At 65.9% G+C, this 26023-nt stretch carries 22 protein-coding genes; 9 read left to right on the plus strand and 13 right to left on the minus strand.

What is annotated here, in order from left to right:
* Positions 1–90: 90 nt before the first annotated feature.
* The gene (gene thrS / locus SIDU_RS10030; RefSeq protein ID WP_037509471.1) at positions 91–2088 is read right to left on the minus strand and encodes a threonine--tRNA ligase; all 1998 of its coding nucleotides are present in this window, start codon (positions 2086–2088) and stop codon (positions 91–93) included.
* A 173-nt stretch (positions 2089–2261) separates the two neighbouring features.
* Between thrS and SIDU_RS10035 the strand changes: the two genes are divergently transcribed.
* From SIDU_RS10035 to SIDU_RS10045, 3 genes are all read left to right on the plus strand, one after another.
* Complete coding sequence (locus tag SIDU_RS10035) at positions 2262–2699, plus strand: ExbD/TolR family protein (RefSeq protein ID WP_007687641.1); 438 nt, start codon at positions 2262–2264, stop codon at positions 2697–2699.
* A 119-nt stretch (positions 2700–2818) separates the two neighbouring features.
* Positions 2819–3895 (plus strand): YjgN family protein, encoded by a 1077-nt coding sequence (locus SIDU_RS10040; protein ID WP_007687640.1) that lies wholly within the window; start codon positions 2819–2821, stop codon positions 3893–3895.
* 5 nt (positions 3896–3900) lie between these two features.
* A complete protein-coding gene (locus SIDU_RS10045) occupies positions 3901–4974 on the plus strand; it encodes a M48 family metallopeptidase (RefSeq protein WP_007687638.1) in 1074 nt (357 codons plus the stop codon).
* Positions 4975–5258: 284 nt separating this feature from the next.
* On the opposite strand, the gene typA is transcribed toward SIDU_RS10045, so the two are convergent.
* From typA to SIDU_RS10060, 3 genes are all read right to left on the minus strand, one after another.
* On the minus strand, positions 5259–7079 hold the full coding sequence (typA, locus tag SIDU_RS10050) for a translational GTPase TypA (RefSeq protein ID WP_007687636.1): 1821 nt from the start codon (positions 7077–7079) through the stop codon (positions 5259–5261).
* A 121-nt stretch (positions 7080–7200) separates the two neighbouring features.
* A complete protein-coding gene (locus SIDU_RS10055; protein WP_007687634.1) occupies positions 7201–8907 on the minus strand; it encodes a cation acetate symporter in 1707 nt (568 codons plus the stop codon).
* On the minus strand, positions 8904–9266 hold the full coding sequence (locus SIDU_RS10060) for a DUF485 domain-containing protein (protein WP_025771440.1): 363 nt from the start codon (positions 9264–9266) through the stop codon (positions 8904–8906). The genes SIDU_RS10055 and SIDU_RS10060 overlap by 4 nt, the downstream gene beginning before the upstream one ends.
* 126 nt (positions 9267–9392) lie before the next feature.
* Between SIDU_RS10060 and SIDU_RS10065 the strand changes: the two genes are divergently transcribed.
* The 3 genes from SIDU_RS10065 to SIDU_RS19810 are packed head-to-tail and all read left to right on the plus strand — an operon-like array spanning position 9393 to position 11493.
* Positions 9393–10604 carry a toxic anion resistance protein gene (locus tag SIDU_RS10065; RefSeq protein WP_007687630.1) on the plus strand — a complete coding sequence of 404 codons (1212 nt, stop codon included), beginning with the start codon at positions 9393–9395 and terminating at the stop codon, positions 10602–10604.
* A gap of 4 nt (positions 10605–10608) precedes the next feature.
* The gene (locus SIDU_RS10070; RefSeq protein WP_007687628.1) at positions 10609–11322 is read left to right on the plus strand and encodes a hypothetical protein; all 714 of its coding nucleotides are present in this window, start codon (positions 10609–10611) and stop codon (positions 11320–11322) included.
* A 15-nt stretch (positions 11323–11337) separates the two neighbouring features.
* Entirely contained in the window at positions 11338–11493 is a 156-nt protein-coding gene (locus SIDU_RS19810) for a hypothetical protein (RefSeq protein WP_007687627.1), read from the plus strand.
* Positions 11494–11506: 13 nt separating this feature from the next.
* On the opposite strand, the gene SIDU_RS10075 is transcribed toward SIDU_RS19810, so the two are convergent.
* The 4 genes from SIDU_RS10075 to SIDU_RS10090 all read right to left on the minus strand — a co-directional run bounded on the left by SIDU_RS10075 (position 11507) and on the right by SIDU_RS10090 (position 14633).
* Complete coding sequence (locus SIDU_RS10075) at positions 11507–11803, minus strand: PilZ domain-containing protein (RefSeq protein ID WP_007687625.1); 297 nt, start codon at positions 11801–11803, stop codon at positions 11507–11509.
* 90 nt (positions 11804–11893) lie between these two features.
* Entirely contained in the window at positions 11894–12628 is a 735-nt protein-coding gene (locus tag SIDU_RS10080; RefSeq protein WP_007687622.1) for a class I SAM-dependent methyltransferase, read from the minus strand.
* Positions 12628–13755 carry a peptide chain release factor 2 gene (gene prfB, locus SIDU_RS10085; protein ID WP_013039286.1) on the minus strand — a complete coding sequence of 376 codons (1128 nt, stop codon included), beginning with the start codon at positions 13753–13755 and terminating at the stop codon, positions 12628–12630. The genes SIDU_RS10080 and prfB overlap by 1 nt, the downstream gene beginning before the upstream one ends.
* A 335-nt stretch (positions 13756–14090) precedes the next feature.
* Positions 14091–14633 carry a hypothetical protein gene (locus SIDU_RS10090; RefSeq protein ID WP_007687618.1) on the minus strand — a complete coding sequence of 181 codons (543 nt, stop codon included), beginning with the start codon at positions 14631–14633 and terminating at the stop codon, positions 14091–14093.
* A 191-nt stretch (positions 14634–14824) separates the two neighbouring features.
* Between SIDU_RS10090 and SIDU_RS10095 the strand changes: the two genes are divergently transcribed.
* Positions 14825–15361 carry a peroxiredoxin gene (locus SIDU_RS10095; protein WP_007687616.1) on the plus strand — a complete coding sequence of 179 codons (537 nt, stop codon included), beginning with the start codon at positions 14825–14827 and terminating at the stop codon, positions 15359–15361.
* Positions 15362–15396: 35 nt separating this feature from the next.
* Here SIDU_RS10095 and SIDU_RS10100 read toward each other — a convergent pair whose 3' ends face one another.
* Positions 15397–16296, minus strand: a complete 900-nt coding sequence (locus SIDU_RS10100; protein WP_007687615.1) for a dienelactone hydrolase family protein — start codon at positions 16294–16296, stop codon at positions 15397–15399.
* Positions 16297–16548: 252 nt separating this feature from the next.
* Positions 16549–16950: a gamma-glutamylcyclotransferase family protein gene (locus SIDU_RS10105; protein ID WP_007687613.1), complete on the minus strand. Its 402-nt coding sequence runs from the start codon at positions 16948–16950 to the stop codon at positions 16549–16551.
* 308 nt (positions 16951–17258) lie between these two features.
* Between SIDU_RS10105 and SIDU_RS10110 the strand changes: the two genes are divergently transcribed.
* Complete coding sequence (locus SIDU_RS10110) at positions 17259–17444, plus strand: PspC domain-containing protein (protein WP_007687609.1); 186 nt, start codon at positions 17259–17261, stop codon at positions 17442–17444.
* A 304-nt stretch (positions 17445–17748) separates the two neighbouring features.
* Here the strand turns inward: SIDU_RS10110 and SIDU_RS10115 are convergent, their stop codons facing one another.
* The 3 genes from SIDU_RS10115 to SIDU_RS10125 all read right to left on the minus strand — a co-directional run bounded on the left by SIDU_RS10115 (position 17749) and on the right by SIDU_RS10125 (position 22797).
* A complete protein-coding gene (locus SIDU_RS10115) occupies positions 17749–18489 on the minus strand; it encodes a DUF72 domain-containing protein (RefSeq protein WP_007687608.1) in 741 nt (246 codons plus the stop codon).
* 570 nt (positions 18490–19059) lie between these two features.
* Positions 19060–21597, minus strand: coding sequence for a penicillin-binding protein 1A (locus tag SIDU_RS10120; RefSeq protein ID WP_007682197.1), 2538 nt, complete (start codon positions 21595–21597; stop codon positions 19060–19062).
* Between the two features lie 195 nt (positions 21598–21792).
* Entirely contained in the window at positions 21793–22797 is a 1005-nt protein-coding gene (locus SIDU_RS10125; protein WP_007682189.1) for an N-acetylmuramoyl-L-alanine amidase family protein, read from the minus strand.
* Positions 22798–23266: 469 nt separating this feature from the next.
* On the opposite strand from SIDU_RS10125, the gene SIDU_RS10130 reads away from it, so the two are divergent.
* A complete protein-coding gene (locus tag SIDU_RS10130) occupies positions 23267–25933 on the plus strand; it encodes an Rne/Rng family ribonuclease (protein WP_037509462.1) in 2667 nt (888 codons plus the stop codon).
* Positions 25934–26023 lie beyond the last annotated feature (90 nt).

Consider the following 26023-nt stretch of genomic DNA (forward strand, 5'->3'; position numbering starts at 1 on the left):
TCGATCGACTCTGGCGGCCCTTTAGCGCAAAGCCGAAAGGGGCGGCAAGTCCGCAACGCGGATTTACCGGCCCCATGTGGCATTGCTGCCTCACCGCATATCGGGCGCCCGCGCCTCTTTTGCAAGACGGGCGATGACGTCGTCGACAGAAAGGACGCTCTGCCCCTCCTTGCCAAGCTCGCGCAGGGCCACCGTGCCCTCGTCCGCCTCCCGCCGGCCGACGACCAGCAGATTGGGCACTTTGGCCAGGCTGTGTTCGCGCACCTTGTAGTTGATCTTCTCGTTGCGGAGGTCGGTTTCCGCCCGGATTCCCGCGGCGCGCAGCTTTTCCGCCACCTCGCTTGCATAGCCGTCCGCATCGGACACGATGGTCGCCACCACCGCCTGCACCGGCGCCAGCCAGAGCGGGAAACGGCCCGCATAATGTTCGATGAGGATGCCGATGAACCGCTCGTAGGAACCGAAGATCGCCCGATGCAGCATCACCGGCCGGTGCCGCTCGCCATCCTCGCCGACATAGGACGCGTCGAGTCGCTCCGGCAGCACCCGGTCCGACTGGATCGTGCCTACCTGCCAGGTCCGCCCGATCGCATCGGTCAGATGCCATTCCAGCTTCGGCGCATAGAAGGCGCCCTCGCCCGGCAGCTCCTCCCAGCCATATTCGGGCGTGTCGAGGCCAGCCGCCGCCACCGCGTCGCGCAGTTCGTTTTCCGCCTGATCCCACATCGCATCGCTGCCGAAGCGCTTTTCGGGACGCAGGGCCAGCTTGATCGAATAAGTGAAGCCGAAATCCTTGTAGATGCGGTCCGCCAGCGCGCAGAAGGCCCGCACTTCCTCCACGATCTGGTCTTCGCGGCAGAAGATATGCGCGTCGTCCTGCGTGAACTGGCGCACGCGCATCAGCCCGTGCAGCGCGCCATGCGGCTCGTTGCGATGGCAGCAGCCATTTTCGTAGAAGCGCAGCGGCAGGTCGCGATAGCTCTTGATCCCCTGGCGGAAGATCAGGACATGCGCCGGGCAGTTCATGGGCTTGAGCGCCATCCAGTCGGCATCGTCCGACACCAGCGGCCCTTCATCCTCGACATTGGGCACCTCGTCGGGGATGACGAACATATTTTCGCGATATTTGCCCCAGTGGCCGGACTGCTCCCACTGGCGGGCGTCCATGACCTGCGGCGTCTTCACCTCGCGATAGCCCGCATCGTCGATGGCGCGGCGCATATAGGCCTCCAGCGCCCGCCAGATGATATAGCCCTTGGGGTGCCAGAAGACCGATCCATGCGCCTCCTGCTGGAGGTGGAACAGGTCCATCTCCGCGCCGAGCTTGCGATGGTCGCGCCTGGCCGCTTCCTCCAGCCGCGTGAGGTGCGCGTCGAGCTGCTTCCGGTTGAGCCAGCCGGTGCCATATATGCGGCTCAGCATCGCGTTCTTCTGGTCGCCGCGCCAATAGGCGCCCGACACGCGGGTCAGCTTGAACGCCGCGGGATCGAGCTTGCCCGTCGAGGCCAGATGCGGTCCCCGGCACATGTCGAGCCAGTCGCCGCCCGACCAATAGACGGTCAGTTCCTCGCCCTCGGGCAGTTCGGCGGCCCATTCGGCCTTGAAGGTCTCGCCCCCGGCCCGCCAGCGCGCGATCAGGTCCTCGCGCTTCCACACCTCGCGGCGCAGCGGCTTGTCGGCGGCGATGATCTCCCGCATCTTCGCCTCGATGGCGGGCAGGTCTTCCTCCGTGAAGGGTCGCGGCTTTCCTTCGACGAGGGGGGGCGCGAAGTCATAATAGAAGCCGTCGTCCGTCGCCGGGCCGAAGGTGATCTGCGTTCCCGGAAACAGCGCCTGCACCGCTTCGGCCAGCACATGGGCGAAGTCGTGCCGCGCCAGTTCCAGCGCGTCCGCCTCATCCCGCGACGTCACCAACGCCAGTTGCGCATCGGCCTCCAGCGGCCGCATGATGTCGCGCAGCTCGCCATCGACCCGCGCCGCGATGGCCGCCTTGGCCAGCCCCGGCCCGATCGCCGCCGCAATGTCCGCCGGGGTAGTGCCGGGCGCGACTTCACGCACGGAACCGTCGGGCAGGGTGATCTTGAGCATGGCGGACACGGAGGGTCTTTCTGTTGAAATGGCGGATCGCGCAGCCGGGAAAAGCCGCGCCTTCCCCATAAATGGGCCGCCCGCCCTGTCAATAGAAGCCCTCTTGCCAGCGCATCGCGGTCAGCGCATGATGTATGTGCTGTTATATCATTATTCCCATGGGAGGGACGCATATGGCCTTGAGCTTCGCAAGACCCCGGCCGGGCGACGGGGAAACGCCGATGTCGGACATGAACAGCACGCCGCTGATCGACGTGATGCTGGTGCTGCTGATCATGTTCATCATCACGATCCCGCTCCAGACGCACAGCGTCGGCGTCGACCTGCCGCAGACCCCCAAGGAGCTGACCCCGCCGCCGATCGACGCCGTCAAGAACAGGGTCGGCATCGACGCCGACGGCACCGTCCGCTGGAACGGCGAGGCCGTCGACCGGCTGACCCTCCGCCAATATCTCGCCGCCGCGCTGCGCCTGCCTGCCGAACCGGAACTCCAGTTCCAGCCCGATGCGGGAGCGCGTTACGTGACGGTGGATGAAGTGCTGGCCGACATCCGCCGGGCAGGCGTGACGAAGCTCGGCTTTGTCGGCAATGAACGATATGCCCGCTTCTGATCGAGCGTAAAAGAGCAATCCCCGCCATTTCAGCGGGATAGCGTCCGGCACGGTCACGAAACCCCTTGACCGACGGTCCCCGGCATAGTCTTCTGCCGCCGGGGACAAAGGGGGCATTCATGGATCAGGAACGCATTGGCGGCGACGGCTTCGCTTTCGAGGGCAATTGGCGCGACTATGCGCCCATCGCCTTCACCAACCTGCTGCTGACGATCGTCACGCTGGGCATATACCGCTTCTGGGCGACGACGCGCACGCGACGCTATCTCTGGGCGAACACGCGCTTCATCGACGACAGGCTGGAATGGACGGGAACGGGCAAGGAGCTGTTCCTGGGCTTCCTGATGGTGCTGGCGCTGATCGGCCTGCCGTTCCTCTTCCTGCAATTCGGCGCGCAGGCCCTCGTCCTCCAGGGGCATGGGGGCATCGCCGCGATACTGACGCTGGCGGCGTTCGTGACGATCTTCTACATGGTCGGCCTCGCCCGCTTCCGCGCGCTGCGCTACCGCCTGAGCCGGACATGGTGGCACGGCATCCGGGGCGGCAGCGACGATCAGGGCTTCGGCTACGGCATTTCCTATATGTGGAAGTCGGCCGTGGGCAGCATGGCTCTCGGCCTGCTCATCCCCTGGTCGATGATGTCGCTGTGGAACGAGCGCTGGAACAAGATGAGCTTCGGCCCGCACGCCTTCGAAGCGGCGGGCGATCATGGCCCGACCTTCAAGCGCTTCCTCCTCTTCTACCTGCTGCCGATCCTGCTGTTCGTGGGCGGCGCGGCAATGGCGGCGATGCTGGGCTTTCCGGGGCAGGGAGGCGCCGGATCGCAAATGGCCGGCGCGATCCTGGGCGTGATCGGATTCGTGCTGGTCTTCTATCTCGGGCTCGGCCTCATCGCTCTCGCCTTCTACGCCAGCTTCTTCCGGGAAGCGGTGGAGGGACTGTCGCTCACCGGCCTCGACTTCCATTTCTACGCCCGGACCAAGGACTGGATATTGCTGTTCCTGGGCGATGTTGCGCTGGTGGTCTGCACGATCGGCATCGGGGCGATCTTCCTGCAATATCGGCACTGGAAATTCTTTGTCACCCATATGGGCGCGACCGGCACCATCTATACCGATGAACTCACCCAGTCGCAGACGAAGACCAGCCGCCATGGCGAGGGACTGCTCGACGCGCTGGACGTCGGCGCTTTCTGAACGGCATGTCGGACTTCCGGCTCTGGCATTATGACGGCGTGACGGCGGTGCGGCGCAACGTCCTGCTTCGTCCCGCCGGGGCCGGGTTCGTGCTGGAGGAGCCGGAAAGCGGCTGGACGGGCCTGCCCGCCGACTGGAGCGACCTTACCGTCATCGGCCTGCACGACGACCGTTCGGCCTATGGGCATAAGGCGGTGCCCGGCTGGCGCCTGGGCTTTTCCGGCGAAGCGCCTCCCGACATCGCCGCCCATCTGCCGAAGGGCGAACGCTATGGCCGCTGGATCGACCGCTTCGGCCTGTGGCCGGCGGCGGGGATATTCACCATCGCCGCCGCGCTGATCGTCTGGGGCGCGCTCGAAGCGCCCGCCGTCGTCGCCCCGCTCGTCCCGCAAAGCTGGGAGAACCGGATGGGCGACGCCATGGTGGGCGATTTCGGCGGCCGGTTCTGCCGCACGCCGGCGGGCGACGCCGCGCTCAGGCGGCTGGCGACGCAGGTCGACCCCGGCGGCGAGGCCCGCGACATAGCGCTCGCCAACATTCCGATGGTGAACGCGGTGACATTGCCAGGGGGGCGTATCATCCTGTTCGACGGGCTGATCCAGCAGGCCAAGTCCGCCGATGAAGTCGCGGGCGTGCTGGGCCATGAACTGGGCCATGTGCGCCACCGCGACACGATGACGGGCCTCATCCGCCAGCTAGGCCTCAGCGTCGTGCTGGGCGGCGCGGGGGGCAATGCGGGCAATTATCTGAACGGCGTGCTGTCGCTGAGCTATGGCCGGGGCGCGGAAACCGCTGCGGACGGCGTCGCCATCGAGCAGATGCGCGCCGCCGGGATTTCGCCCGCCGCGACCGCCGCCTTCTTCGAACGGATCGGCGGCAAGGAGGAAGGAAGGGAGGCGCGGGCGATGAGCTGGCTTTCCTCCCATCCGCTCTCCGCCGAACGCCGCCGCCGTTTTACCGCCGCCGTGAAGCCGGGCGCGGCCTATCGCCCGGCGCTGGATCAGGCGCAATGGCAGGCGCTGCGAACCTCCTGCGCCAGCGATCCGAAGGTCGCCAAATTCTGGGGGCGATCCTTTTAGGGTGTGTGGGGATTCAGTTCAGGGCGCGGCGAAAATAGTGGATTTCGAGAACCGGCGCGCAGCGTACTTCAGTACGTGAGCACCGGAAGCGGAGAAAGCCGCTATTTGCAGCCCGCCATGGGCTGAATCCCCCACACGCCCTAGAGCGATTTCCAAGCGATCGGAACCGATCGCTGGTCAAGAAATCGCGGAAAACAAGGAATCGCATGGCTGGCATCGTTGCCGGCCTCCCATGAAAAGGGGCCGGCGTCTCGCGACCCGACCCCTTTTCATCCCTCCAACGATCAGGCCGCAGCCTTGGCCCGCGACATGCGCTTGCGTTCATTGGGATCGAGATAGCGCTTGCGCAGGCGGATGTTCTTGGGCGTCACCTCGACCATCTCATCATCGTCGATATAGGCGATGGCCTGTTCCAGCGTCATCTTCCAGGGCGGGGTCAGGCGGATGCTGTCATCCTTGCCGCTGGCGCGGAAGTTGGTCAGCGCCTTCGACTTCATCGGATTGACTTCCAGGTCTTCCGGCTTGGCGTTCTGGCCGATGATCATGCCTTCGTAGAGCGCCTCGCCCACGCCGACCATCAGCACGCCGCGTTCCTCCAGCGGGCCGAGGGCGTAGGCGACAGCCTCGCCCGCGCCGTTGGAGATCAGCACGCCGTTCTTGCGCCCTTCGATATTGCCCTTGTGCGGGCCATATTTCTCGAACAGCCGGTTCATGATGCCGGTGCCGCGCGTGTCGGACAGGAATTCGCCATGATAGCCGATCAGGCCGCGCGAGGGCGCGGAGAAGGTGATGCGGGTCTTGCCGCCGCCCGACGGGCGCATGTCGGTCATTTCCGCCTTGCGCTGGTTCATCTTGTCGACGACCGTCGAGGAGAATTCATCATCCACGTCGATGACGACGGTTTCATAAGGCTCGGTCCTGTTGCCGTTCTCATCCTCGCCGAACAGCACGCGGGGGCGCGAAATGCCGAGTTCGAAGCCCTCGCGGCGCATCGTCTCGATCAGCACGCCAAGCTGCAGTTCGCCGCGACCGGCGACTTCGAAACTGTCCTTGTCGGCCGATTCCGTCACCTTGATCGCGACGTTGGATTCCGCTTCGCGCATCAGGCGGTCGCGGATCATGCGGCTCGTCACCTTGCTGCCTTCGCGGCCCGCCATCGGCGAGTCATTGACGGCAAAGCGCATCGAGAGGGTCGGCGGATCGATCGGCTGGGCCTGGATCGCGGTGGTGACGGACGGGTCGGCGATGGTGTTGGCCACGGTCGCGACGGTCAGGCCGGCAAGGCTGATGATGTCGCCCGCCTTCGCCTCTTCCACCGGCACCCGGTCAAGCCCGCGGAAGGACAGGATCTTCGACGCGCGGCCGGTTTCCAGCACATTGCCGTCGGCGTCGATGGCATGGATCGGCTGGTTGACCTTGAGCGTGCCGGAATTGACGCGGCCGGTGAGGATGCGGCCCAGGAAATTGTCGCGGTCGAGCAGCGTCACCAGGAAGCTGAACGGCGCGTCCACGTCCAGCGCCGGGGGCGGCACATGGTCGACGATCTTCTGGAACAGCGGCTCCAGCGTGCCGGAACGCAGCGACGGGTCTTCATTGGCATAGCCGTTGCGGCCCGACGCATAGAGGACCGGGAAGTCGAGCTGCTCGTCGGTGGCGTCCAGCGTCACGAACAGGTCGAACACCTCGTCCAGCACTTCCTGGATGCGCTCGTCCGGGCGGTCGATCTTGTTGACGACGACGATGGGGCGAAGACCCAGGGCCAGCGCCTTGCCGGTCACGAACTTGGTCTGCGGCATCGCGCCTTCCGACGAATCGACCAGCAGGATCACGCCGTCGACCATGGACAGGATGCGCTCCACCTCGCCGCCGAAGTCGGCGTGGCCGGGCGTGTCGACGATGTTGATGCGCGTGCCGTTCCATTCGACCGAGGTGGGCTTCGCCAGAATGGTGATGCCGCGTTCCTTTTCCAGGTCGTTGGAGTCCATCGCCCGTTCCTCGACGCGCTGGTTGTCGCGGAAGGTGCCGGACTGGCGGAAAAGCTGGTCGACGAGCGTGGTCTTGCCATGGTCGACGTGCGCGATGATCGCGATATTACGCAGGGACATGCAACTGCCTTCGGGATTTAAGGTTTCCCGGCGGGCACCGCGCCTGCTCAGGACTATCGGGCGCGCCCCTACAGGAAATGACGCGCTGCGGCAAGGGCGGCGCGTCGGCTGGGAGAAAGGCTCAGTGGTCGGATGCCGCGAAGGCGCCGATCCCCGTTTCCGCCCGCACCCGCTGCGCCGGATAGCCCGCCTTGTCCACCGCCGCGCGGGGCGAGCGGTCGAGCAAAGAGATCAGCCAGATCGAGAGGAAGCCCGCCGGGACGGAGAAGATCGCCGCGGAACTGTAGGGGAAGGGCGCGGGGCCGAGGTTGAAGGTGGTCGTCCACACGGCGGGCGACAGCAGCGTCAGCACGAAGGCGGTCAGCAGGCCGATGGTCCCGCCCCAGGCCGCGCCCCGCGTGGTGCATCCGTTCCAGAGCAGCGAGAGGATCAGCACCGGGAAATTGCCCGACGCGGCCAGCGCGAAGGCCAGGCTGACCATGAAGGCGACATTCTGCTTTTCGAACAGCAGCCCCAGCAGCACCGCCAGCGCGCCCAGCGCCAGCGTGGTCAGCCGCGACACGCGCAGTTCGTCCGCCGAACTCGCCTGGCCATGCTTGAAGACCGTGGCGTAGAGATCGTGGCTGACCGCCGACGCCGCAGAGAGCGTCAGCCCCGCCACCACGGCGAGGATGGTCGCGAAGGCCACCGCCGAAATGAAGCCCAGAAAGGCGTTGCCGCCAATCGCATGGGCCAGATGGATCGCCGCCATGTTCCCGCCGCCGCGAAGCGCGCCCTGCCCGTCCAGATAGCTGGATTCCGTTCCCACCAGCACGATGGCGCCGAAGCCGATGATGAAGGTCAGGATGTAGAAATAGCCGATCCACCCGGTCGCCCACAGCACCGACTTGCGCGCTTCCTTCGCATCGGGAACGGTGAAGAAGCGCATCAATATGTGCGGCAGGCCCGCGGTTCCCAGCATCAGCGCGAGGCCGAAGGAAATGGCGGAGACGGGATCCTTGATGAAATTGCCCGGCGCCATGATGGAGCGCCCCCTCTCCGCCGCTTCGGCCGTGGTCGCGCCATCGGCAAGGGCCGCCTGCGTCTTCACCTCCACCGCGCGGGCGAACAGCGCTTCAAGGCTGAAACCCATATGCGCCAGCACCATCAGCGCCATGAAGCTGGCGCCGCCCAGCAGCAGCACCGCCTTGATGATCTGCACCCAGGTGGTGGCGCGCATGCCGCCGAACAGCACATAGAGCATCATCAGCGCGCCGACGATCACCACCGCCACGGCATAGGGCAGGCCGAACAGCAGCTTGATGAGCTGCCCCGCCCCGACCATCTGCGCGATCAGGTAGAAGCTGACGACCAGCAAGGTGCTGACCGCCGCGAAGCTGCGCACCGGCGGCTGGGCGAAGCGGTAGGAGGCGACGTCGGCGAAGGTGAAGCGGCCGAGATTGCGCAGCCGTTCCGCCATCAGGAACAGCAGGATCGGCCAGCCCACCAGAAAGCCGGTGGAGTAGATGAGGCCATCATAGCCGTCGTTGAAGATCTGCGCCGAGATGCCGAGGAAGGAGGCGGCCGACATATAGTCGCCCGCCATGGCGAGGCCGTTCTGGAAACCGCTGATCCCGCCGCCCGCCGTGTAGAAGTCGGACGCGGTGCGGGTGCGCGCCGCAGCCGCCTTGGTGATCCAGAGCGTCAGCCCGACAAAGGCGACGAACATGAGGATCGCGACCCAGTTGACCGGCTGGCGCTGCGCCTCCCCCTCCAGCGCCGCCGCGAGCGCGGGGAGTGGGAGAAGGGCGATGGAAACGGCGGCGAGCGCGGCAAGCCACGCCGTCATGCGGCGCGATCCTGGAAGCCGTGGTCGGTCAGGAGCGCGGCCATCTGGGCGTCATGATGGCGGTTGGCATGGGCCACATAAGCGCCGGTCAGCGCGATGGCGAGCAGGATGAGGCCAAGGCCAAGCGGAATGCCGATCGAGGTCACGCCCTGGCCGATCGGCATGCCCAGCAGCGCCTTGTCGAAAGCGACCAGCAGCAGATAGCCGACGAAAGCGAAGAAGATGACGGCGGACAGCAGCCAGCCGAGCCGCGCCCGCCGCGCCACCAGCCGGGCATAGCGCGGATCGGCCGCCACGGCTGCGATCCTCTGTTCGTCCGGTCCGTCGTTCAATGCGCCCTCCTTCGTGCCTTGCGCCATGCTAACCGGGCGCCGGGCGATTGCAATGGCAAGGGGTGAGGGTTTAAAGCTCGCATCATGGACTTGCGGGCCAACTGTTCTATACGCATATAACAGTTCGAACCCCCCTCGCCCCTGGGAGATGACATGGCTTCGACCGCGCCGACCGCCGCCGCTGACACGCTGAACCTGACCCCGCCCGATCCGGTGCCGCCGGTCGCGCCTGAAAAGGCGGCAGGGCTGGTGCCGCTGGACGAGGAGAAACGCTCGAAGCTGGACGAGAAGGTCGATGCCTTCATCGACGATCTGGTGGCGCAGGACGCCAATTCGCCCGAATTCGGCCAGCGGGTCGACCAGCTTACGAATATGGGGCGCAAGGAAATCGCGGAAGCGGCCGGGCACAGCAACCGCTTCCTCGACCGGCCGGTGCGGGCGATGGACAGCGACAACAAGGTCGGGGTTGACCTGGCGGAACTGCGCCGCACCATCGAGGATCTCGATCCGGGGAGGCGCGGCAGCCTGACCGCGCCGAAAAAGCTGTTCGGCCTGATCCCCTTCGGCAACCGGATGCGCGATTATTTCGACAGCTACAAGAGCGCGCAGAGCCACATCAATTCGATCCTGGGTTCCCTCGCCAGCGGCAAGGACGTGCTGATCAAGGACAATGCCGCCATCGATGTCGAGCGGCAGAATATGTGGGCCACGATGGGCCGCCTGGAGCAGATGATCCACATCTCCAAGACGCTGGACGCCCGGCTGGAGGCGAAGGCGCTGGAACTGGATCCGACCGATCCGGCCAAGGCCAAGGCGATCCGCGAGAGCGCCCTCTTCTACATCCGCCAGCGCACGCAGGACCTGCTGACGCAGATGGCGGTGACGGTGCAGGGCTATCTGGCGCTGGACCTGGTCAAGAAGAACAATGTGGAGCTGGTGAAGGGCGTGGACCGCGCCAGCACCACGACCGTGGCCGCGCTGCGCACCGCCGTGACCGTGGCGCAGGCGCTGGTCGGGCAACGCCTGGTGCTGGAACAGATCACCGCGCTCAACACCACCACCGCGAACATGATCGATTCGACCGGCGAGATGCTGAAGAACCAGACGGCGCAGATCCACGAGCAGGCCGCGTCCAGCACCATTCCCATCGAGACGCTGCAGCGCGCCTTCCAGAATATCTACGACACGATGGACAATATCGATGCGTTCAAGCTGAAGGCGCTGGAGAATATGAAGACGACGGTGAACACGCTGTCGAACGAGGTGGAAAAGTCCAAGGGCTATATCGCCCGCGCCGAAGGACAGGCGCAGGCGGCGAGCCAGGCGCGGGCCGACAATCCGCTGCTGAGTTCCATCGAGGCGTAAGGGAATGGGCCGTTCCGACCGCGTGCTGGCCGATGCGGAGGCCGTCCTCCGCCGCCACAGCGAGCGCGGGCAGAGCCTGTCGGCGCGCGCCCGGCAACGGCGCAACGCGGCGCTGATGCGGAAGGTCAAACATGCCTTCTGGGCGGTGGTTGCGGTCCTGGTCGCCAGCGCGGTGGCGGGTTTCGTGACCCCGCTGGGCACGACCGGGGTGATGATCGCGCTGGGGGTCATGCTGGCGGCCGTGCTGCTGGTCGCCATGCTGCCCGGCGAAAAAAGGGTGCGGACGGAGGCGCTGGCGGACACCGCGCTCACCGCCCTGCCCCTGCAAACCGAAATCTGGCTGGAAAACCAGCGCAAGGCGCTGCCCGCGCCCGCCGTCACGCTGGTCGACAGCATCGGCGTCAAGCTGGAAGCTCTGGCGCCGCAACTCGAACGGCTGGGCGAGCAGGATCCGGCGGCGCAGGAAATCCGCAAATTGCTGGCCGATCACCTGCCCGAACTCGTCACCGGCTACCGATCCATTCCCGAGCCGCTTCGGCGGGAGGAGCGCAATGGGCGCGTTCCCGAACGGCAATTGATCGATGGGCTGGGCGTGATCGACGCCGAAATCGCGCGGATGAGCGAAAATCTGGCGAGCGGCGACCTCGACAAGCTGGCGGTGCAGAACCGCTTTCTGGAACTCAAATATCAGGAAGCGAAGGAACTTGGGCAGGATTGACGCCTTCCTACGCCGATGATCCATCTGACGCTGATCATCGTCGATTTCCTGACAGGCCTGCTGGCGGCCGGCGCCTGGGCGCTGGCAAGCGCCGGAGGGGCGATCGCGGCGCTGGTCGGCGGCGGATTGCTGGGCATGTCCTTCTTTCGGAGGTGGCGGCGGAAGGGCTGACGGAACCGGAAGTTCAGGCGCCTTCTATCCACGCGTCCATCGCCTCCTGGGTCAGGGGCTGGCTGAACTGGATGCCGAAACGCTTGCCGTTTGCCCAGATGACGCGGGCGCTGGCCTGCACGCCCAGCGCTTCGACGACGAGATAGGCGCCCTGCCCCGGCGGCGTTTCGCAATAGGCCAGCGCGCCCCAGCAGGACAGGTCCAGAAAATGCGCCCTGGCCGCCATGCCGCCGAAACGCAGCGCCACCGGCCCGAACATCTTGCGGCGCGGTTCGAGCCGCCTTTCCCCGGCGCCAGTCAGATCAATCATATCCCGGCCTCTCCCCCCGGTATGAGAATCATGTTGGTCGCCCCTTAATCATATTACGGGCGAAGGAAAGCATTTCAGGGCGGCAAGGGTTCAGGACCGCAGGGCGCAAGGCACGATGGAGGCGGGTTCGGGGCGGGCGGCGATGCGCTTGAACCGGGCGAAATAGCCGCCGGCCGTCGGCTTGGGGATCAGTTCCTCCAGCCGGAAGCCCATGGCCGCCAGTTCGCAGGCCAGCAGGCGCGGCGGCGTTCCATGCTGGTCGGTCGGGCGGTCGGCGTCGACCACGATCAACTCGCCGTCCGGCTTGAGCGCGGGACTCACATGCCAGAGAAAGGCGTATGGCTCCGCGATTTCATGGTACATGTGGACCATGAGGATGCGATCGAAGCTGTTTTCCGGCAGCTTCGGATCCTCCGGCGCGCCGAGGCGGACGCTGACATTGCGCCAGTCTTCCCGGGTGATGCGGCGGGACAGCGCCTCGATCACTTCGGGCATGATGTCCTCCGCCAGCACGCGGCCATTGCTCCCCACCCTTTTCGCGAGGCGGACGGTATAATAGCCCTCGCCCGCGCCGATGTCCGCCACGGTCATGCCGGGGCGGATGCCGGCGCGGTCCATGATATCCTCGGCCTCGTTCACCCGGTCGCGGGCTTCCTCGCTGGACCAGCGGGTGGAGACGATGGGCGCCACCGGCCGGTCGGCGCGGGGGAAGGCGCGGGCGCCTGCCGGGCGGTCGCCATTGCTGTCCGGCGACAACGGGCCGCAGCCCGCCAGCAGGAGCAAGCATGCTGGCAGTGTTCCGGCCGCCAGCATCGGACCCTTCATCAGTCGACATCCTCCACATCGACCTTCTCGCCCGTCACCTTCTGCGACAGGGCGGCGGCCATGAAGGGGTCGAGCGCACCGTCCAGCACGTCGTCGGGCGAGGTGGAGGTGACGCCGGTGCGCAGATCCTTCACCAACTGATAGGGCTGAAGGACGTAGGAGCGGATCTGGTGGCCCCAGCCGATCTCCGTCTTGGCCTGATATTCGCCCGAAGCGGCTTCCTCCCGGCGGCGCAGTTCCGCTTCGTAGAGGCGCGCCTTCAGCATGTTCATCGCGGTGGCGCGGTTCTTGTGCTGCGACCGGTCATTCTGCGACGCGACGATGATGCCCGACGGAACGTGGGTGATGCGGACGGCGGAGTCCGTTGTGTTGACGTGCTGGCCGCCAGCGCCCGAAGCACGGTAGGTGTCGATCTTGAGGTCGCTTTCATTGACCTCTATCTCGATATTGTCGTCGATCACCGGATAGACCCAGACGGACGAGAAGCTGGTGTGGCGGCGCGCCGAACTGTCATAGGGGCTGATGCGGACCAGGCGGTGCACGCCGCTTTCGGTCTTGGCATAGCCATAGGCGTTCTCGCCCTTGAACAGGAAGGTGGCGGACTTGATGCCCGCCTGGTCGCCCGCCTGATAGTCGACCAGTTCGACCTTGTAGCCGCGCCGTTCCGCCCAGCGGCGGTACATGCGGCTGAGCATTTCAGCCCAATCCTGGCTTTCCGTGCCGCCCGCGCCCGCGTGGATTTCCAGATAGGTGTCGCTGGCGTCGGCCTCGCCCGCCAGCAGCGCCTTGATCTTGTCCTCATCGGCGCGGTCGGCCAGCGCCTTCAAGGAGGCGATGGCTTCGTTCACCATGTCCTCGTCGCCTTCGGCCTCGGCCATTTCGATGAGTTCGGCGGTGTCGGTCTTCTCGCTGTCGATGGCGCGGGTCGCGCCGATGGCTGCGTCCAGCCGGGTGCGTTCGCGCATCACCTCCTGCGCTTGGCGTTGATTGTCCCAGAGCGTCGGGTCTTCGACGCGGGCGTTCAGCTCGTCGAGGCGGCGAAGGGCGCGGTCCCAGTCGAGGAAGCGCCGCAGCAGGTCCAGCGCGGCGTCGATGCGGTCGATATATTGCTGCGCTTCGGCGCGCATGGGTGGTCTCCAGAATGTCGGGGCGCCTGGCCTTCAGACGGGCAAACGCATCAAGTGCCTGCCCCTATCCGAGGGCGGCGGATTTGGGAAGATTCAATCCTTGCGCGGCCTGTGGAGAAGGAGTGGCTGGAATTGGCCATGAGCGGACATTAGTTTTCCGTCACCCCGGGCTTGATCCGGGGTCCCGCTTTCTTGTCTGAGCGCCCGCCTCGTCCAAGGCAGCGGGACCCCGGATCAAGTCCGGGGTGACGAATAGGGTGAGCGGTGACGAATAGGGGAATGGCCGCTTTCCACCCAAATCACACCCCGGCCAGCCCTGAACTCGACCGCGCCGCCTAACTGCACCGTTTCCGCGTCACCGCCCGGCCGTCGTCGATCACCGTCAATTCCCGCCCGCTGGCCGAGGGACGCAATTCCAGCTTCCGGTTCCAGCTCTGCCCTTCGCCGGTGAAGGCCGCGTCGATGCGAATGCGGCCGTCCGGGCCATGGGACACGCCGGTCGCCTTCCCCTCGCTCTCCAGGAAGACCAGGCTGGTGGGCGTGATCGTCAGTTCCAGTTCGGTCGCGCGGTCGGCGCAGCTTTCGTCCAGGCCCGCCCATCGCCCCTGCACGCTGGCGGGGATGGTCGACCCGACCGGCGCGGGGGAGGAAGGCATTTCCGGCGCGGGCTCCGCGGTCTGCATGCCGTTCGCGCCCTCCGGCACCTGCTGGACCTCGTTCATCGCCTCATCGACGATATTGGTGGCGATGCCGGGTTGTTCGCCCGGCTTGTCGCCGCACGCCGCAAGGACGAGCAGCGGCAGGAGGATCATCGCGCGCATGGAAAGGAAACCGGCGTTGCGCCAATGGGTTCCGGCCTGCCCGCGTTCCTGCTTCATCCCTGCCGCACTCCTTCTCGACCAAGGGGGTTATGCCATGGCGCGCCGGAAATGGGCGGACTTTTCTTGTCCCGCGATCCGGCCGGTCCAATGGCGGACTTGCGCGCGGCGAACGTTGCAGTCATCACCATGGCCGAAGGGATGGACTATCGCATGTCCCCCGCCCCACCGCCTGAAAGAAGAGGAAGCCGATGATGAGAAGCCTGAACATCGCTCTCGCCCTTGCCGCTGCCGCCGTCGGTTCGCAGGGCGCCATGGCGGCGCTGGCCATCGGGGCCAAGGCGCCCGACTTCACCACCCGCGGCGCAATGGCGGGCAAGACCTTCACCCTGACTCTGTCGCACCAGTTGAAGCGCGGGCCGGTGGTGCTTTATTTCTTCCCCAAGGCGTTCACGCCGGGCTGCTCCGCCGAAGCGCGGGAATTCGCGGAGCATATCGAGGATTTCAGGAAGGCCGGCGCGACCGTCATCGGCATGTCGGCGGATCCGGTGGACGATCTGGTCGCCTTCTCCACCAAGGAATGCGCGGGCAAGTTCGCCGTGGCGTCGGCTGGTCCCAACATCGTGTCGGGCTATGACGTGGCGCTGAAGATGCGGCCGGGCATGACCGACCGCACCTCCTATGTCATCGCGCCCAGCGGCCGCATCGCCTTCGTCCATAGCGAGATGAACTATGCCGGCCATGTGAAGAGCACGCTGGCCGCCGTGGAGGCGATGAAGCAGAAATAAGGCATCGGTTCAGGCCGGCCCCGGCCGAACGATCCTTATCCCTTCACATATTTGCCGAACCAGCCGAGCGTCGCGTCCCACGCGGCCTTGGCGGCGGCTTCGTTGTAGCTGGGGCGATAGTCGGCCATGAAGCCGTGGTCGGCGCCGGGATAGACGGTGATCGCATCCGGCGGCGACTTGCCCGCAATCTTCAGCGCGGCCTGCATCTTCTCGACATCGGACAGCGGGATGCCCTTGTCCAGCGCGCCATATTGGCCGAGCACCGGGGCCTTGAGCGCGCTCACCTGCTCGATGACGCTGAGCGGCTGCAATTCGGTCTTGTCGCTGATCAGCCGGCCGTAGAAGGCGACGCCCGCGTCCAGTTCCGCGCTGTGGGCGGCGTAGAGCCACACCACTCGCCCGCCCCAGCAAAAGCCGGTGATACCGCGCCGCCTGCCGTCGCCGCCATGGCTGCCAGCCCAGGCATAGGTGGCGTCGATGTCCTTCAACACCTGCTCGTCGGACGCCTTGGACACGATGGTGCCGACCAGTTGCTTGAAATCGGCGACCTTGGTCGCGTCACCATGGCGGGCGAACAGGTCGGGCGCGATGGCATGATAGCCCGCCTTGGCGAAGCGGCGGCACAGGTCGCGTATCCATTCATGCACGCCGAATATCTCATGCACGACGACGATGATCGGCGCGGCCTTGGCGGCGGCGGGCCGGGCGACGAAGGCGGGCATGGCGAAGCCGTCGCTCGCTTCGATCGACACCGCTTCCTCCTTCAGCCCCTCGCCGGAGGTCTGGACCGCGCTGCTGGACACGGGGCGGCACGCGGCGGCGAAACCGGCGGCGAACGCCCCGCCCACCAGCAGCTTGCGCCGGTCGAGGCCGGTCGAACCGATCCAGTTGCTGTCTTCGGGCAAACGTTCGGGCTGATCCTGTTGGTCGGTCATGCGCGTCTCTCCTCAAGCCATGGCGGAAGAACCTAGAGCCTTTTCACAATGAGCGAAAACGCTCTTGTCCTTTGATGTCGCATTTTCCGAGCCGTTGACCGTGAACGGTCAACTCGAAAATGCCCCAGCCGCGCACGAAGGTTGGAACTGGTTTTGCGCATAAGGGTGCGCGACAGAAACGCGGCCTGCGCGACATGCATCCGATGCAAAGCAGCGTGCCACAGCCGCGCCCACGCCCGGAGCAGGCCATTTTCAACTCAGGAAATCCCCGCTCTCTATCCGCTCCAGCCCGGCGACGTCGCGATTGTAGATGTATGTCCACGCCTCCACCGGCCCATTTTCGCCGCGGACGGTCAGCCGTTCGCGGCGATATTCATGCGGCCGGGCGAAATGGGCGGCGCATTCCTCATAATCGTCGAGCGCGGCGAGAACCGCCCCCGGATCGGCCAGCGCGAACAGGTCGCCCGCCACGTCGCCGGCTTCGCCTGGCACGAAACCCGGATAGGCAGCCACGCGATAGAGCCCGCCTTGCGCCACAGCCGGGCCGACATGGCGCGCCGCATCGCGCAACCAGCGCGCCATCGGATCGTCGCAGCCGGGCCGGAGCGTGCCATAGACGAAGAGGAGCGGCTCGTTCAGACAAACACGCTGCAAATATTCCTGACTTGCAGGAAATTTACCCAATTAACGGAAATTTTCCCACCAATAAATGGCGGCCAGTTCGCAAAATCCCCTGAAATTCCGGTTGAAATCGAAATTGGCACGGCTCCTGCAATCTTCCCGGCATCACGGCCGGACGGTCCGGCCAGGCACATATCAGGGAGTATATCATGTTCGCCAAGCTGCAAACCGCCGCCTTCGCCCTTACCGGCGCCCTGCTGGTTTCCGCGATCTTCATCGGCGCCGCCGTTCCGGTCGCGCCGATCGCCTGATCCCGTCGCATCTTCAGGAAGGCCAGATTCATGAACAACAGCTTCACCCTCGACCGCCGCAATGGAAAGATCATGGGCGTGTGCGCCGGGCTTTCCAACCGCATTGGCCTGGATGTCACGCTGATCCGGATCGCGCTCGTGCTGCTGACGCTGTGTGCCCTGGGTCCGGTCGGCGTCGTCGCCTATCTGCTGGCGGGATGGCTGGCGGAAGGTTGATCCAGTCCCGCGATAATGAAAGAGCCGCCCGTGGCAATATCCAGGGCGGCTCTTTCTATGTCCATGACGGACTTTTTGGATCGGGCCATGTTGCGCTCAGGCAAACAGCACCGAATAGAAGGTCAGCATCTGCGCGCCGACCGCAACCATAAGGGCAACGCCCTGAACCGTGTGTCGCATATCATTCGTCCTGCAATCATTGTTCTTTATCGCCACCAAGGGCGAGCGGGCCTATGCGCCCGACATGCCATTGTAACAATCGCAAAGGACGGTTCCGCAGTTGCAGCAAATGCAACAGTCGATGTTACCGCAAAGCCACAATCATGGCCTGCGCCGCGGCGGGCGCCCGGACCTTCGCGCCGCTGATGAAAAAGGCGTAGACGTCGCCCCTGGCCGCCCGCTCGCGCGCCTTGTCCGCCCAGCCCTGGATCTCCTCCGCCGAGTAGCCGGTCGGCTCCTCCTCCCGCGTGCGCATCAGCCGGGCGTAGGAAAAGCCGACATCATGACCGTGGAGCGCGGGATATTCCGGATGGTCGGCATGCACCACGGCCGCTCCGGCCTTTTGGGCGAGGTCGAAAAAGGCCGGATCATCGAAGCTGCCATGCCGCACCTCCAGCGCATGGCGGAGCGGCACGCCGTCGACGCTGGCCGGCAGCAGCTGCAGGAAAGCCCCGAAATCCTCCGCATCGAATGTCTTGGTCGGCATGAACTGCCACAGGATCGGTCCCAGCCGGTCGCCCAGTTCGATCAACCCCTGGTTGACGAATTTGGCGATGGACTCGCCAGCTTCCGCCAGCACGCGCCGATTGGTGCAGAAGCGCGAGGCCTTGACGGCGAACTGGAAGCCCTCCGGAACGGCCTTCGCCCAGCCGGCGAAGGTCGCCGGCTTTTGCGTGCTGTAATAGGTGGCGTTGATCTCCGTCGCGGTCAGATGCTGTCCCACATAGGCCAGCTCGTCCTTCTGCCGCAGTCCTTCGGGATAGAAGGTGCCGCGCCACGGTTCGAAGACCCAACCGCCGATGCCGACCCTGATCTTTCCGCTCATCCTGGACTCTCCTTTGCCGCCATCCTGATCGGCAAAGACGATCAGAGCCAGAGGGAAAAGCTGCCGGCGCCTGTTTCGGCCGACCCTTAATCAGGCGGCGACAGGAACCAAGAGCCATGTCAGCAAATCTGATCGAACCGCCGTCGCCTTCTTCCTCCACGAACAGGCACCGCCCGTCCACCCCGCCACGCCGAGTGCGAATGGATGCGCCATCAGGCCGCCTTCGCCAGAGGAGAAGGGCAAATTCCGGATTTGCCTGACCAAGCGACAGGGGCGGGGAGCGGACAGGCCCATTTCCTTGAAGCACAGCGTGCTCCTGCGGAGGCAGGAGCCCAGTTCGGAAGGTCCGATACCCCGCAGAGAGCCGGACTGCGTCCCTGCCTTCGCAGGAACACGGCGCGCCTGATAGCCGCAATTGGCCAGTTGCGGACATCAGTTTCCCGTCACCCCGGACTTGATCCGGGGTCCCGCTTTTCTTGTAAAACAGCGCCTCGACCAAGGCAGCGGGACCCCGGGTCAAGCCCGGGGTGACGAATAAGGGAACGTCCGATCCCCACCCCCAACCGCAGGTCAGTAGATCCCACCCTGGTCTTGCAGGAAGTCGCTGTCGGTGCGTTGGCGGCGCTGGACGGTCGCTTCGATGCGGGCGGCGGCCTTGTCCTGCGCGGCGACCTCTTCCTTGCGGATCGAACGGCGGGGTTCGGATTCGGGCTTGAACGCTTCCCAGATCACGGCGGGCTTGGGTTCGTCGGTCGGCCAGACGCCGTAGACGCGCTTGCCCGAACGGCGGTCGATGGTGACCATGCGGATGCCCGCTGGGGCGATGAAGGGCGTTTTGGGCATGGTTTCCAGCACCGGGGCCATCGCCGCCTTCCAGATCGGCGCGGCGACGCGGCCGCCCTGCGCCCAGCCGCCCAGGCTGCGCGGCTGGTCATAGCCGATATAGACGCCCGCCACGATGTCGGGCGATCCGCCGACGAACCAGACATTGGTCGGGCCGTTGGTGGTGCCGGTCTTGCCGAACAGCGGGCGTTTCAGGTCCGCCAGCACCGTCGCGGTGCCGCGCTGGATCACGCCTTCGGCGATGTGGACGACCTGATAGGCGGTCATCGGGTTCATCACCTGCCGCCCCTCGAAGCCGAAGCGGGGCATGGGCTTGCCGTCCCAATTGGCCATGTTGCAGCCGTCGCAGGCGCGCCAGCGCAGCGGCCAGATCACCTTGCCGCGCCGGTCCTGCACATAGTCCATCAGCTTGGGCGTCAATTGCCGCCCCTGATTGGCGAGCATGGCATAGGCGTTCACCATCCGCTCCACCGTGGTTTCGCCCGCGCCCAAGGCGAAGGAGAGATAGGGCTGGTAATCGCCGATGCCCATCGCCTTGATCGTGCGCACGACGCGGTCCATGCCGGTCTGGCTGGCGGCGCGCACGGTCATCAGGTTGCGGGACTGTTCGACGCCCCAGCGCATCGTCTGCGGCCCGGCGCTGCCGCCGGTGAAGTTGCGAAAGCATTTCTGGCCCAGGCCCGCGCCCTGATAGACGCAAAGCGGCCCGTCGACGATGATCGAGGCCGGGGTCATGCCATTGTCCAGCGCGGCGGCATAGACGAAGGGCTTGATGGTCGAGCCGGGCTGGCGCATCGCCTGGGTGGCGCGATTGTAGGAGGACAGGCGGTTGTCGAAGCCGCCCTGCATGGCGCGGACGCGGCCCGAATGGGTTTCCTCGACCACCATGCCGCCGGACACTTCGGGCACGTTGCGCAGCGCCCAGCTCGATCCGTTGCGCGCCACCACGATCAGGTCGCCGGGCTTCATCGCGGCGAAGGCCGGGCCGCCGGTCCTGCGATAGGGCAGTTGCGCGGCGTCGGCGGGCAGGGTGCCGGTCGATCCGTCGGAAAAGCCGATCTGCGCCGCCGAGGAATCTCGGCTGACGATCACCGCGACGCGCCATCCGGCATAGTCGACGTCGATATAGCTTGCCGCCAGTTCGCGATGCCAGCCGCGATCCATGTCGATCCTGGCGACCGGGCCGGACCACCCCTTGCCCGCGTCGAAGCGCAGCAGCCCGTTGCGCAGCGCCGTCGTCGTCAGATCCTGCATCTTCGGGTCATAGGGGCTGCGCACCCAGAGGCCGCCGGCATAGACGCTGTTCGGGCCATCCTCCGCCTTTTCCCCGAAAAGCTGGATCAGGCGGCGGCGCACCTCCTCCATATAATAGCCGCCGGCGCGGGCGTCGAAGCTGGAGCCGTGCGCGGCCACGGTGCCGAGCGGCTGGGCCTGCCCCTCATTGCGCTGCGCCTCCGTGATCCAGCCATTTTTGTACATTTCCCCCAGCGCCCAGTTGCGGCGTTCCAGGGCGCGTTCATGGCCGGTGGGGCTTTCCGGGCGATAATTGGCCGGACCCTTGGGCAGGATCGCCAGATAGGCCATTTCATGCAGCTTGAGGTCGGCCACGTCCTTGTCGAAATAGGCGCGCGCCGCCGCCTGCACGCCATAGGCGTTGCGGCCCAGGAATATCTGGTTGAGGTAGAGTTCGAGGATCTGCTGCTTGGTCAGCACCCCTTCCATGCGATAGGCCAGGATCATCTCCTTCACCTTGCGCGTGGGCGAATATTCGTCGCCGATCAGCAGGTTCTTCGCCACCTGCTGCGTGATGGTGGAGCCGCCGCGGGCGCGCTGGCCCGACCCGATCTTGGTCGCATAGTCGAACACCGCGCCGATGAAGCCGGGAATGTCGACGCCATGATGTTCGAAGAAGGTCTTGTCCTCCGCCGACAAATAGGCGCGGATGAGGAGCGGCGGATAGTCGCTGTACTGGAGCTGCACGCGCCGTTCGCGGGCGTAGCTGTGGACCGGCTGGCCGTTGGTGTCGCGCACGATGGTCGGCAGCGGCGGCTCATAGTTGAGCAGCGTCGCAGCATCAGGCAGGCCGCGCGCGAAGACCAGCCAGAACAGCGCATAGGCCAGGATGAGGCCGCCCAGGCCCGTCGCGATCCAGCGGAACCAGCGCTTGTCCCAATGAGGCCGGAAGCGTTCGCGAAAGTCGATCGCGCCCTGGCGCAGGCGCTGAACGAAGGACGATGCGGCGTTTTCGGGGCGTGCCTCTTCCATGATGGTCGAGGCTGTAAGGTCAAAATGCGGGAAGCGCCAGCGTGGAATGGCAGGGCATGAGCAGAAGCCCTGCGCTGCCCTTCGATCAAAACGGCGTGTGTTCCGGCGCAGGCATTCGAACGAGACGAGTGGCTCGTGAGAACCCGGTTCAAGCGTCTGGACTGGGCTCCTGCCTGCGCAGGAGCACCGAAATATTTAGCCGCCCGCCCCTTTGTCGCCTGCCGCCAGCCTGCGGGCGAAATGCACCTCGATGGCGCGGGCGACGCCCCTGGCGATATTTTCCCGCCCCTCCCTGGACGCCAGGAAAGCCGCGTCGGCGGCGTTGGAGAGATAGCCGGCCTCGAACAGCACGGACGGCGTGTCGGGCGCCTTCAGCACCATCAGCGAGGCGAAGCGATGCGCCGTGCCGCGGAACGGGACATAGGGCGCCGCCTCGCGCTGGAGCAGCCGGGCAAAGGCCACCGAAACGTTCATCGTTTCCCTTTGCGTCAGGTCGATGAGGATCGAGGAGACATCGCTCGACTGGCCGCCCAGATTGACGCCGTTCAGCACGTCCGCCCCGTTTTCGCGCGCCGCAAGCCGCGCAGCCTCCCGGTCGGAGGCGGTTTCGGACAGGGTATAGACGGTCGCGCCGCGCGCCTTGTCATTGTCGGCCGAATCGGCGTGGATGGAGATGAACAGGTCCGCATTGAGCTGGCGGGCGATGCCGTGGCGTTCCTGAAGCACCAGAAAGCGGTCGTCATTGCGGGTCAGCGCCACGCGGACGCGGCCCGACCGCAGCAGTTGGTCGCGGATCGCCCATGCGATGGCGAGCGTCACGTCCTTCTCTCGCTCTCCATTGTCGCGGTTGACCGCGCCCGGATCATGGCCGCCATGGCCGGCGTCGATCACGACCAGCGGGCGCGACGCGTCGCGAGGCCCCTCCACCGGCGGCAGGGAGACGCCGCGCGCCACGGGGGGGATGGGAACGGTGATGCCGTGCAGGCGCTTCGCCGGACGGGCCGCCATGTGCGCGGGCGCGTCGAAGCGGATGCTCGCCCGATCGCCATGAAGGGGGGCGGCGGAAAGGGGCGCGGCCGAAAGGATCATGCTTGCGAGCGCAAGACTTTGAAGCATGGGCCGCTTGTGCACCGGGCGGCCCATCGCCGTCCAGCGCAATTTCGCGGCGTCCGGCCTGAAGCCGAATGGCGGGTCAGGCATTGCCCAACGACAGGCTTAACGACATATTTACCATAAGGGCGGTAAATCGCCCGGGGTTTGTCCCGGCCGGAATGGCGCAACGTGAAACAATATTTCCAAGGGCCGTTGCTCCTTGCCAGTTTGACTGCTACCCATTCACATTCCTTGAAGACGCGTCTTTTTTTCAGGCGGCCGTTCTTTCGGGGATATTCACGATGGCACCGGCGGGCAGCAACGCCCGGAACCGATGCCCGAACAGGTTGACGCTGCATGAGGCATGATTTCCAATCCACGCTGAACCCGATCCCGGGCGATGCGGCGTGGTTGGCGGTGTCCGGCACATGGTCCGGCCCTGCCCCGGCAGCAGACGCGCAATTTTCCTGTCCAAACCGGGCGATGCAGCAATTCGCGCCGCCCCCTTGCTATCGCGCGGCAGCCCGGCCCAGTGCCGTCGGCCGCCAGCGCCGGAGAACAATGAATGACAATGCGTATGCTGATCGATGCGCGCCACCGGGAAGAAACCCGGGTCGCGGTCGTCAAAGGTAACCGGATCGAGGAGTTCGACTTCGAATCGGCCGAGCACAAGCAGCTCAAGGGCAATATCTACCTGGCCAAGGTCACTCGCGTGGAGCCGTCGTTGCAGGCGGCCTTCGTCGATTATGGCGGCAACCGCCACGGCTTCCTGGCCTTCAGCGAAATCCATCCCGATTATTATCAGATCCCCCGCGAGGACCGCGAAGCGCTGCTGCGCGAGGAACGCGCCCATGCGGAGGAAGAGGCCGCGCTGCGCGCCGACTATGACGATGACGATCATGCCGATGCGGGCGATGGCGGTCTGGAAGTCGTCGAGGCGACCCATCATCATGACGATGAGGATCATGGCGAAGAGGCGGCCGAAAACGGCAATGGTGACAGCGGCAGGGGCCGCGGCCGTCGCGGCAAGGGCGACGACGCCGCCGACGAACTGCGCCGCAAGCGCATGGCGCTGCGCCGCCGCTACAAGATCCAGGACGTCATCAAGCGCCGCCAGGTGCTGCTGGTGCAGGTCGTCAAGGAGGAGCGCGGCAACAAGGGCGCGGCGCTGACCACCTATTTGTCGCTGGCGGGCCGTTATTGCGTGCTGATGCCCAACACCAGCCATGGCGGCGGGATTTCGCGCAAGATTTCGAACGCCGCCGACCGCAAGCGGCTCAAGTCGATCATCGCGGAGATGAACCTGCCCTCCACCATGGGCTGCATCGTCCGCACCGCGGGCCTCCAGCGCACCAAGCCGGAGATCAAGCGCGACTTCGACTATCTGGCGCGCCTGTGGGACGAGATCCGCGAAAAGACGCTGAAATCCGACGCCCCCGCGCTGATCCACAATGACAGCGACCTCATCAAGCGGGCGATCCGCGACATCTACAACAAGGATATCGAGGAAGTCATCGTCGAGGGCGAATATGGCTACAAGGCGGCCAAGGACTTCATGAAGCTGCTGATGCCCAGCCATGCGCGCCGGGTGAAGCAATATGCCGACGCGGTGTCGCTGTTCCAGCGGGCGAGCGTCGAGGACCAGCTTGCAGCGATGTACAATCCCGTCGTGCAGTTGAAGTCCGGCGGCTATCTGGTCATCAATCCGACCGAGGCGCTGGTGTCGATCGACATCAACTCCGGCCGGTCGACCCGCGAGCATGGCATCGAGCAGACCGCCGTCGCCACCAATCTGGAGGCGGCGCGGGAGATTGCGCGGCAGTTGCGCCTGCGCGACATGGCCGGGCTGGTCGTCATCGACTTCATCGACATGGAGATGAACTCCAACATCCGCAAGGTCGAGAAGGCGATGAAGGAGGCGTTGAAGGACGACCGCGCCCGCATCCAGGTCGGCCGGATTTCGGGCTTCGGCCTGATGGAGATGAGCCGCCAGCGGCTGCGCACCGGCGTGCTGGAGGCGTCCACCCGCCAGTGCCCGCATTGCGAGGGCACCGGGCTGGTCCGCACCGCTTCGTCGGCGGGCCTTTCCGCGCTGCGCATGCTGGAAGAGGAGGCGGCGCGCGGGCGCGGCAACCTGATCACGCTGCGGGCGAGCCAGGAGGCGGCCTTCTACGTGCTCAACAACAAGCGCCGCGAACTGGACGAGATCGAGCAGCGCTATGGCGTGCGCATCGCGATCCTGCCCGATGGCGAGGTGGAGGGCGCGCGCATGTCGGTCGAGGCCAGCGGGCCGCGTCCGGAGCGGGTGGTCGACTATACGCCGATGGTCGAGGACGATGACGATCTCGACGTCGTGGAGGAACTGGACGAGGAAGAGATCGAGGAGGTCGAAGCCGCGCAGGAGGAACGCGCCGAGCGTGGCGAGGATCGCGGCGATGATCGGGAAGGAGGCGGCCGTCGTCGCCGCCGCCGCCGCCGCCGTCGGGGCGGCCAGCGCGACGAGCATCGCGCCGAGGGCGAAGCGCAGGGCGAAGCCGGCGAGGATGCCGACGTGGCCGAGGAGGACGCCGAGGGCGAAGGCGAAGCCGCGACTGTGGAAGCCGCCGCCGAGGGTGAAGGCGAAGGCCGTCGCCGTGGTCGTCGTGGCCGCCGGGGCGGACGCCGCCGCCGCGAGGCTGGCGAGGAAGCGGTGAGCGAAGGCTCGGTCGCGAGCGAGGAAGCGGTCGAGGCCGTCGAGGCCGAGGCGGTCGCCGAGCCGGTCGCGGAAGCCGCGCCCGAAGCACCGGCCAAGGAGGAAGCACCCAAGACCCGCCGGCGTCCCCGCGCACGCAAGGCGAAGGAAAGCGCAGCCCCTGCCGCCGAGGCAGTGGAAGCCGTGGTCGAGGCTCCTGTCGAAGCCGCGCCGGAAGCGCCAGTGGCCGAAGAGGCGCCTGCCAAACCCAAGCGCACCCGCCGCAAGAAGGCCGAACCGGTAGCGGAAGAAGCCGCGCCCGTCGAAGCCGTGCCGGAAGCACCGGTGGCTGAGGATGCCCCCGCCAAGCCCAAGCGCACCCGTCGCAAGAAGGCTGAGCCGGTAGCGGAAGAAGCCGTCGCCGTAGAGGCTGCGCCGGAAGCGCCAGTCGAAGCCGTCGCGCCTGCCGAAACCGCCGAAGCGGTCACGGTGAACGGCGATGCCGAGGGCGGCGGTGAAAATGATGACGGCACCCCGCGCCGTGGCTGGTGGCAACGCACCTTCGGCCAGTAACGCGCACGCGATAATATAAGACGCCGCCGTCTTGCCGGTTCGACCGGCCAGACGGCGGCGCTTTTATTTTCGGGTGGGAATGATGTCGCG

The organism is Sphingobium indicum B90A (genome assembly GCF_000264945.2).
In the GTDB taxonomy this organism is placed as follows: Bacteria; Pseudomonadota; Alphaproteobacteria; order Sphingomonadales; family Sphingomonadaceae; genus Sphingobium; species Sphingobium indicum.